This is a genomic window from Pseudomonadota bacterium, from assembly GCA_016927275.1.
Classification (GTDB): Bacteria; UBA10199; UBA10199; order 2-02-FULL-44-16; family JAAZCA01; genus JAFGMW01.
Genome location: JAFGMW010000032.1, coordinates 1 through 9,265, shown reverse-complemented (window position 1 = coordinate 9,265; position 9,265 = coordinate 1). Strand labels below are relative to the sequence as shown.

Annotated in this window: 9 protein-coding genes; 8 read left to right on the top strand and 1 reads right to left on the bottom strand. The window is 64.5% G+C overall.

Translation table 11 applies throughout. The features are described from left to right. From JXA24_02225 to JXA24_02195, 7 genes are all read left to right on the top strand, one after another. On the top strand, nt 1-759 hold a 759-nt coding region (locus JXA24_02225), incomplete at its 5' end, for an ATP-binding protein (GenBank protein MBN1282573.1). Further along, complete coding sequence (locus JXA24_02220) at nt 756-1,712, top strand: radical SAM protein (GenBank protein MBN1282572.1); 957 nt, start codon at nt 756-758, stop codon at nt 1,710-1,712. The genes JXA24_02225 and JXA24_02220, both read left to right, overlap by 4 nt. Then, nucleotides 1,712-2,596, top strand: a complete 885-nt coding sequence (locus JXA24_02215; protein MBN1282571.1) for an ATP-binding protein — start codon at nt 1,712-1,714, stop codon at nt 2,594-2,596. Before JXA24_02220 ends, JXA24_02215 begins: the two co-directional genes overlap by 1 nt. 3 nt (nt 2,597-2,599) lie before the next feature. Beyond that, nucleotides 2,600-3,469: an Mrp/NBP35 family ATP-binding protein gene (locus tag JXA24_02210; GenBank protein ID MBN1282570.1), complete on the top strand. Its 870-nt coding sequence runs from the start codon at nt 2,600-2,602 to the stop codon at nt 3,467-3,469. Then, nucleotides 3,466-3,804: a NifB/NifX family molybdenum-iron cluster-binding protein gene (locus JXA24_02205; protein MBN1282569.1), complete on the top strand. Its 339-nt coding sequence runs from the start codon at nt 3,466-3,468 to the stop codon at nt 3,802-3,804. Before JXA24_02210 ends, JXA24_02205 begins: the two co-directional genes overlap by 4 nt. 13 nt (nt 3,805-3,817) lie before the next feature. Beyond that, nucleotides 3,818-4,549, top strand: a complete 732-nt coding sequence (locus tag JXA24_02200; protein ID MBN1282568.1) for a phosphatidylserine decarboxylase — start codon at nt 3,818-3,820, stop codon at nt 4,547-4,549. A gap of 135 nt (nt 4,550-4,684) precedes the next feature. Then, nucleotides 4,685-5,431, top strand: coding sequence for an MBL fold metallo-hydrolase (locus JXA24_02195; GenBank protein MBN1282567.1), 747 nt, complete (start codon nt 4,685-4,687; stop codon nt 5,429-5,431). 57 nt (nt 5,432-5,488) lie between these two features. Here JXA24_02195 and JXA24_02190 read toward each other — a convergent pair whose 3' ends face one another. Continuing rightward, nucleotides 5,489-6,718 carry a hypothetical protein gene (locus JXA24_02190; protein ID MBN1282566.1) on the bottom strand — a complete coding sequence of 410 codons (1,230 nt, stop codon included), beginning with the start codon at nt 6,716-6,718 and terminating at the stop codon, nt 5,489-5,491. 184 nt (nt 6,719-6,902) lie between these two features. Here JXA24_02190 and JXA24_02185 point away from each other — a divergent pair. After that, a partial coding sequence (locus JXA24_02185; protein ID MBN1282565.1) for a hypothetical protein occupies nt 6,903-9,265 on the top strand: 2,363 nt, incomplete at its 3' end.

Below are 9,265 nucleotides of genomic sequence, written 5' to 3'. Positions count from 1 at the left end.
CTGCTGGACTGCGACGTGGAGGAGCCGAACTGCCGCCTTTTTCTCAAGGGGGAATCGAGCGGAGCGCAGACCGTATGCATCCCTGTGCCTGAGGTTGACGAATCGCTCTGCACGGGCTGCGGCGAATGCGGCCGCATCTGCCAGTACAGCGCCATAGTGTCGTTCGGCGCAAAGCCGCTCATATTCCCCGACATGTGCCACGGCTGCGGAGGCTGCGCGAAGGTGTGTCCTACGAAGGCCATCACCGAAGCGGACAGGCGGATAGGCATGGTAGAGATGTTCAGGTCGGCAAATATCACGTTGATCGAGGGCAGGCTCGACGTCGGCGTGCCCATGGCGCCGCCGCTCATCCGCGCGGTGAAGGCGCGTCTCAGAAAGGGCGACACCGCTATCCTGGATGCGCCGCCGGGCACCTCGTGCCCTGTGATAGCCGCGATCCGCGGGGCGGATTTCGTGGCGCTGGTCACGGAGCCCACGCCGTTCGGGCTGCACGACCTCACTCTTGCCGTGGACATGGTCCGGGAGCTCGACGTCCGGTTCGGGGTCGTCATCAACCGCGTCGGGGCCGGCGACGGGCGGGTGCACGAGTTCTGCAGGGGAGAGGACATCCCCATCCTCCTGGAGATACCGGACGACCGAAGGATCGCCGAGGCCTATTCGCGCGGCGAGCTGGTGGTGGACGCCCTCCCCGAGTATCGCGGCCTGTTCGAGAAGCTTTATTTTGAAGTCGATCGTCTTTCCGGAGGAGGCTCGCGATGAGCGATGCGGCTTTCAAATACGTGTACGGCCCCGTCCCGTCGAGGCGGCTGGGGCGCTCGCTGGGCGTCGACCTCGTGCCGTTCAAGGTGTGCACCTACGACTGCATCTATTGCCAGCTCGGGCGCACCACGGAAAAGACGATAGAGCGCAGGGAATACGTCCCCGTCGATGCGGTCCTCGCCGAGATCGGGAGGAAGCTCGCGGAAGGCCCGGCGCCGGACTACATAAGCCTCGCCGGCTCCGGCGAGCCCACCCTCAACAGCGGGATCGGCGAGCTGATCCGCAGGGTCAAGGCCACGACGGCGGTCCCGGTGACAGTTCTTACCAACGGCGCGCTGCTCTGGATGCGCGAGGTCCAGGACGATCTCATGGAGGCCGACCTCGTGCTCCCCTCGCTGGACGCCGGTGATGAGAAGCTCTTTCAACACGTCAACCGGCCGCACGGCGGAATATCCTTCGACCGGATGGTGGAGGGCATCGCGGAGTTCACGAGGCGGTTTCCCGGGGAGGTCTGGCTCGAGGTCTTTCTGCTCGGAGGGGTCACGGGCATCCCCGCGGAGGTGGAGAAGATCGCGGCCCTCGTCAGGCGCATCGCGCCGGCGCGGACTCAGCTCAATACCGTCACCCGTCCACCCGCGGAGGATTTTGCCTTCGCTGTACCCAGGGAAGAGATGGAGAGGCTTGCGAAGCTCATCCCCGGGGAGGTGGAGATCATCGCCGAGGGCGGGCCCGATGAGGGTCTTGCGGCCTCTGCCCGCAGGACGACCGGGGAGGAGGTGCTCGCGATGCTCGGCAGGCGGCCGTGCACGATCGAGGACATCTCCAGGGGCCTCGGCTTGAATCGCATAGAGGTGCTCAAGTTGATAGACGCCCTGGCGAAGGCAGAGGCGGTCGTCTCCGAACGGGTGGGTCAGAAGGTCTATTACTCGCGGTCAGGGAGGTCCAAAGGCTGATGAAGGAGCTGGTGATCATAAGCGGCAAGGGGGGCACCGGAAAGACCAGCGTGACCGCGTCTTTTGCCGTCCTGGCCGACCGCCCGGTCGTCGCCGACTGCGACGTGGACGCCGCGGACCTGCACCTCGTCCTCTCGCCGCGGGTCAAAGAGCGCCACGAGTTCATGAGCGGACATGAGGCGGTGATACGCGAGGCCGACTGCACAGGCTGCGGCGCGTGCCTCGCGAATTGCCGGTTCGATGCCGTGAAAATAAGCGGAGAGGGCTCCGGCACGAAGAAGTATGCGATAGATCCTGTTTCGTGCGAGGGCTGCGGGGTCTGCGTCAGGTTCTGTCCCGAAAATGCCATTGATTTTCCGGAGCGACTCTGCGGCGAGTGGATGGTATCGGAGACCCGCGCAGGCCCCATGGTACATGCGAGGCTCGGCGTCGCGGCCGAGAACTCGGGCAAGCTGGTCTCCACGGTCCGAAGCCAGGCCCGCCGCGTGGCCGGGGAGGAGGGCCGTTCGCTCATCATCGTGGACGGCCCGCCCGGCATCGGTTGCCCGGTGATCGCGTCGATGACAGGCGCCACGCAGGTCCTCGTGGTCACCGAGCCCACCGTGTCCGGAGAGCACGATCTGGAGCGTGTGCTTGCGCTGGCTGCGCACTTCGAAATACCCGCCTTCGTGTGCGTCAACAAGTGGGACATCAACCCGAAGATGACAGAGAGGATAGAGGGGAGGGCGAGGCAGGCGGGCGCGCAGGTCGCCGGCCGCATCCGGTACGACCGCTCGGTGACCCTGGCCCAGATTCAGAAAAAGGCGGTCGTGGAGGTAGAGGCGCCGTGCGCCGACGATATCAGGCATATCTGGAGACATCTGGCGTTACAAGAGGAGGCTTGAGACATGGAGTCCATCGATCGAAGAAACGATGAAAGCGAAGAGGAGTTCAAAGAGCGCCGCAAGCTTGAGTCGCGCATGTGCCGCATCCGCCACAAGGTGATCGTGCTCTCGGGCAAGGGTGGGGTAGGCAAGAGCACCGTCGCCGTCAACCTCGCCATGGCGCTCATGCAGTCGGGGAAGCGCGTGGGGCTCCTCGACGTCGACATCCACGGCCCTAGCATCCCCACGATGCTCGGCATCGAGGGTGAACAGATTCACGGGTCGGACGAGGGTATGGTCCCCGTGGAGATTGGCGAAATGAAGGTCATGTCCCTGGGGTTTCTCCTGCAGGGCCATGACGACGCTGTCATCTGGCGCGGTCCTCGCAAGACAGGGGTCATCAGGCAGTTTCTCAAGGACGTGGCCTGGGGGGACCTGGATTTCCTGATCATCGACGCCCCTCCGGGGACCGGCGACGAGCCGCTCTCGGTCTGTCAGCTCATCGACCGGTTGGACGGGGCGGTGATCGTAACCACGCCCCAGAAGGTGGCTGCGGTCGACGTTCGCAAGTCCATAACCTTCTGCCGGCAGCTCTCTGTGCCGGTGCTGGGTGTGGTGGAGAACATGAGCGGCTTCGCCTGCCCGAAGTGCGGCGAGGTCACCCACATCCTGCGTTCGGGCGGGGGGAAAAATATGTCGGAGGACATGGGAGTCCCGTTCCTGGGCTCTATCCCGATCGACCCGGTCATAGCGGAGGCCAGCGACAGCGGCCGTTCGTTCGTGCAATGCCATTCCGATTCTGCCGCTTCAGCTGTGATGCGCGAGGCGGCGAAGTTTATAGAGTCCGCGGTGTCAAACGGCCTCAGGCAGAGGCGAAAGGAGAACATCTCATGAAGATCGCTGTTCCGATTGCGGAGGGAAAACTGTCCATGCACTTCGGCCACTGCGAGAGCTTCGCGCTCCTCGACGTGGACGCCGCTGCGAAGAGGATCGTCGGACGACAGGACCTGAACTCGCCCCCGCACCAGCCCGGGCTCCTTCCGCCGTGGCTCGCCGAGAAGGGAGCCAACGTCATCATAGCGGGCGGTATGGGCCAGCGGGCGCAGGCGCTGTTCGCGCAGCAGGGCATCGAGGTTGTCGTGGGTGCAACCTGCGACACGCCGGAGAGGCTCGTGGGCGAGTATCTGACAGGGACGCTCAAGTCCGGCCAGAACCTGTGCGACCACTGACGGGGACGGGGCGATGAGGATCAACTCCCTTTTTCCATCTTCGTTCATCACGGGCGGCGGCCTTGCAGCGGGCGCATCGACCTCCCCAGGCCGGCTCGAGTCACTTGCCGATCTGATCGGCGTCAACCGCCGCTTTCACGGCCCGCGCTTCGACGAGATCGACCGGCGCGACGATGTGATCGCGAGCCCGGTTGAGGCGCGCCTGGTGGCCCAGGGGCCTGTGGCCGCAGACGGATCGATCCCCTCGAAGAATGGAAGGAGGATACTGTTGTCGGACGCGATGGGCGGGGACGCAGCCCTCTTCTCAAGCGGGCGGTATATGAACCTCTACCTCAGCCCGACCGACCGCCACTACTGGAGGGCCCCGTACGCCGGGCGCTTCGTCTCGACCCGCGTCAACGACGGCAAGGCCCTGCTCCCGATCTTCATCGGCCTGGAGTCGTTCTTCAAAAAGGCCGACCTCTTTCCCAGCGCCGTGAAGTCCAACGCGAGCGTATCTTCCGTCCTTATGACCGACGCGTTTCCCATCGGCATGATCGCCGTGGGGTCGCTGTGCGTAAACGCCATACATGTGCTCTACGACGAAGGGGTGCGTTACGAAAAGGGGGACCTCGTCGGCTGCTTCAGCATCGGTTCGAGCATGCTGCTTCTTTATCCCGACAGCGCCATCCATTCGTTGCTGGATGAGGGCTGGAAGGTGAGCCTGGGCCAGGCGATCGCCGTAGTTGACAGGCGGCATGCGTAAGGGGTCTTTATGGCTCTGTGCAAGGGGCGGAGTGCGGTTCGGCGCGGCGCGTGTGCGGTCGCCGTCCTCGCAGCGGTTTTCGCGGCGGTTCAAGCGGGGGGCAGGATGCATGGCGGGACGAAAGGAGGATCGGCGATGCAGGCCCGGCAAGCCGGGGGATCCCCCGGAGTCATAACGATCGTCTACGACAACAACCGTCCGGAGGACGCGGCTCTGCGGGCCGACTGGGGGTTCGCCTGCGTCGTCGACTATGCGGGCAGGAGGGTCCTGTTCGACACCGGCGCGGACGGCGACATCCTTCTGCGCAACATGAAGCATCTCGGCATCGATCCCTCCGTCATCGACGCCGTGGTGATATCCCATTCCCATTGGGACCACACAGGCGGATTGAAGAAGTTTCTGGCGGCACGGAAGGGCGTGCCGGTCCACCTGCTCGCATCGTTTCCCCCGGAGCTCAAGGATTCGGTGAGCGCGGGCGGCGGCGTGCTGAGGGAGGCCTCTGCGCCGGCTGCGGTCGCGGAGCGATTCGAAACGACGGGGGAGATGGGGGTCGCGATCAGGGAGCAGGCCCTCGTCGTGAAGACGCCGGCAGGGCTGGTAGTTGTGACGGGCTGCGCCCACCCCGGCATCGCAAAGATCGTTGAACAGGCGTCGCAGCACGGCGGCGGAGGCATCGCCCTGGTGGTCGGCGGATTTCATCTCAAGGACGCGACAGGGGAAGAGATAGAGGAGGTCGTCCGGGCCTTCCGTCGCCTTGGGGTAAAAAAAGTGGCGCCGTGCCACTGCACAGGAGAGGGGGCGCGCGGCGCCTTCGCCCGTGAGTATGGGGAGGATTTCATCCCGGCCCGCCTCGGGACGGTCATCCGCTTTATCGGCAGTTGATCTCTGCGGTTTTTGATCCGAACAAGAGAGGGCTGTCCTGCCGGGAGGCGTGCTCTATCAGGCTGAGCCCTCTTTGCCCTCCGTGCCTGTCCGGCGAGATCTCCTGAAGCTGATCGTGGGGTCGTCGGGCCTTCCGGTTGTTGAGGAGGGGACGATCTCGATCGTTTCGTCCGTACCGTTTCTGGCAATCTCCTCGAGATCGGAGGCCGCCTCGGAGAGCTCCTTCGCCATCGATGCGTGGAAATCCAGGCCGGCGTGGCCGAAGAATGTTGCGGCGCTCTGCAGGTCCACGGAGGTCCTGAACCAGTCGTCAGGGGAGAGCGAGGGGGCGGCCCCCGGCGCGTCGAGCTTCATGAGGCGCGCCCAGGCGGTGCGGACAAAACCCCTTGCCGCCTCTGCGCGGTCGCCGCTCTCCATACAGAAGGCGGTCGCGGCCTCGAATATCCGCTCCAGAAGCCCCGCGCCCGGGTGGTCGTATTGGGCGGAGTTGAGCGCCCTCTGATAGACGGTCTCGAACGAGCGGTCGTCGTTTCGACTGAGCTCCGCAAGCCACATCTTCCCCTGCTCGATCCTCGTCCCCACGCAGCGGCGGCACTCGCGGGCCTGTATGAGGGCCGCGTGCTCGAGGAGCATGGCCGCCGCAGAGAAGCGATCGGACATGGCAAAGGCCATGGCCGACTGGACGAGGCAGGCCTCGATCTTTTCCTGATCTTCGAGGCGCCCGGCCCTCGAGAGCAGGACCCCTTCGAGGAAGCGGCTGCCTGCGTATTGCAGGAAATCCATCTTTGTTTGAGGCGCCTGTTCGCCGATGGCGGCGGAAGGGGCGAGGACGGCGTCGGCCCTTACGCTGAAGGCGTTTGAAAAGAAAGTGTGCGCGAGCGGAGGCAGATCGCTCGATTCCATGATCTCCCTGAGCGAGCCGAAATCGAACCAGCCTGCGTCCCTGGCGAGTATGAGGTCCATGGGGTCCATATCCGGCGTTACGGCGGCTGATGGGGGCAGATCCATGAGGTCCTGGATGACGTTCCAGTCCGCCTCATATCCGTCCGGCATGATCGGCAGGTCCGGCTCCGGCAGCAGCCCGGGGGCGTATTCGGGCCTTTCGCTCCCGTCTATCGCCAGGAGCGGGGGGAGGGGGTATGTGGGCTCCATTTTGGCGACGCCGATCCGCGCGATCTGGAAGTGCGAGATCGGCAGCGCGCCGGAGAACGAGGCGAGGTTCGCAAAACTGCCGGAGAATCCAGAGGGCAACGACGCCGGCATCATCAGGGTCTCGAGTCCCTTCATGGTCACCTCCGCCCCTTTCGCTCAGTGGCCCTTCTCCGTCCGATTTTGCTCCGTCTTGCGTGGGGAAGGGGCTATACCTTGATTTTATGCGACATTCAAGGGGAATCAGAGGGCCCAAAAAAAACCCATTTTTCAGGCAACAAGATCCGGGGGTGGACGATAAAGGGGGAAGGAGGGGTCTGCCTTGGTATTCAAGATAGGTCCAGGTCTGGCCGGTCTGCCCGGGATCATGCACCCCGGGTGCATGCACAGGCCTGTCAATCCGCCTGGGGTCGGCGGCAGGGCAGCGGGTGTGACCGACAGCTATCTCCCCCCGTCTTGCCGGCGCGGACTGGGCGGGCTCGTAAACGGCTCCCCGAATGACGGCCCGGCGACCGTCCGCATCGAACACTCCATCACGCTCGAGGCGATAAAGAAGAGGCGCTCCATGGACAACTGGGGCGCGGACCGGATCGTGCTCGACGGCCTGCAGAACCACCTGCCGGGAGACAGCGGCGGGACGAAGATTGCCATAAAGTATCTCATCGGCGGCAGGTGGCACGCGTACGGGAAGGGGGCCGCGATGGTCAGGGCCGGCGACGCTGTCCAGGCGGTGGCCTTCTCCGACAACGGCCGCGGCTTCGACTACAGAAAGCTCGGCATCGATTTCAGCGACAAGCCGAACGGCGGCTCAGCGGAGGGGGCGGCAGGTCCCGTGGGTCAGTTCGGCGACGGCCTCAAGCTCGCGATCGCATCGGCGCTCGCCGAGGGCATGCAGGTCGAGGTCTTCTCCCGCGACTGGAGGGCGGTCCCGAGATGGAAGAGGATAAACGTGGACGGCAGGAGGGCGCACAGGCTCTGTTTCGACGTCGAGGCCGGGGGGAGACGGGCGATCAAGGGCTCCAGGACCATTTTCCATAAGCCCACCGCTGCATTTCTCCGATACCTCGGCCAGATCAAGAGTAAGGCGCTCCACTTCAGGCCGAGGTACTCTCCCCTGTATTCGGACGGCAGGGGCAACTCGATCGTGGACAGATCGGGCCACATCTTCGTCAAGGGGATATTCGTCACCTCCGATTTTGCAGGCAGGCTGCTCTTCGGCTTTGACCTCAACACCGACATGATCGCCCACGACAGGGACCACGTGAAGGAGGCCTCGTTCGGCAACATCGTGGGCGAGATGATCGCCGGGACCCACGACGTGAACATCATCAAGGCCTGTCTCTCCAGTGCCCTCTTTCCTGCGGATGAGATTTCACTCGGCGCGGACCCGCTCGAGATCGGGCACATACCGCTGGCGACTGTCCACGGCGCCTCTTACTGGCGCGTGCCCGCGCATCCGCAGCTCTGGAAGCAGGCGTTTGAGGAACTCTTCGGCGAGAGGGCCGTGCTCGAGACCGATCCGGCCGCTTCGATCACCGCCCGGCTCTCGAATTACAATGTCATTCGGGTCCGTAACCGCAACTTCCGGGTTTTTCTCATCAACTATTGCAAGGTTCCGCAGGACAGCTCCGTCGTGGGCTCCATGGACGCCTTCCTGCTCGCGGACATCAGGAATCCGTCGGGCGTATCCGGCGTCTCGTTCGACACCTCCTTCACGCTTGCCAATCGCGCTGATAAATGGGGGGCGAAGAGGGTCATCCTGGATGCCCTCTCCAACCACATGCCGGCCGATTCGCACGGCACCCGCTTCTCCGTGGAGGTGAAGGTCCCGCTCCCGCCCAAGGGCAGGAGCTTCGGATGGGTGAAGTGGTCGCCCGGGATGCGCGCCGACATGGCGCAGGAGATGAGGATCACGGACGACGGCAGGGGCTTCCATTACACCAACCTCCGGTTCGCATCCAGCGACAAGGGGTCGGACGCGGTGGGGCAGTTCGGCCAGGGGCTCAAGATGCTGTCGGCGGCCGCGCTCCGGAACGGCATGATGATAAAATTCCGCTCCGCCGACTGGGTCGCTGCGCCGTTCGCCTCCGCACCGCAGAGGGTGGGGAGGAGGGAGGAGGAGGTCCTCTGTTTCCGTGCCCTGGAGGGAGTAGAGCGGATGCAGGGCTCGGTCACCACCATCAGGGGCGTGGACGACGAGGCGAAGAGGGTCGTGGAGAGGCTCGACGACTTCGTCCTGGCCCTGAGGCAGGACCAGCAATATCTCCACGACGCGGGCGGGGTCAGGGTGTTCAAGGAGGGCGCGCCCCGGACGGTCGCGGACGGGTCGGTCTACAACAGGGGGATCTTCATAACCGGCCACCATGCTCCGAGGCTGCTGTTCAGCTACGACATCGACACGGCCAACATATCCTCCGACCGCGACGAGGTCGACGCCGCGGACCTCGAGGCGCAGGTCAAGTCCGCGATAGCCTCCACCACAAGCGGCGAGATCGTTGAGGCGGTGCTGCGCGCTGCGGGCGAGGGCTCGGGCAGGGAATACATGGAGTTCATAGAGGCGGAGCTCGACCCGGCGCGGGCCGCCATATGGAGGGATGCATTTCATCGGATCTTCGGGACAGACGCAGTCCTCTTCACGAACCCGAACAGGTCGCTCGAGGCGACGCACCGGGGTTTTGCGGTCGT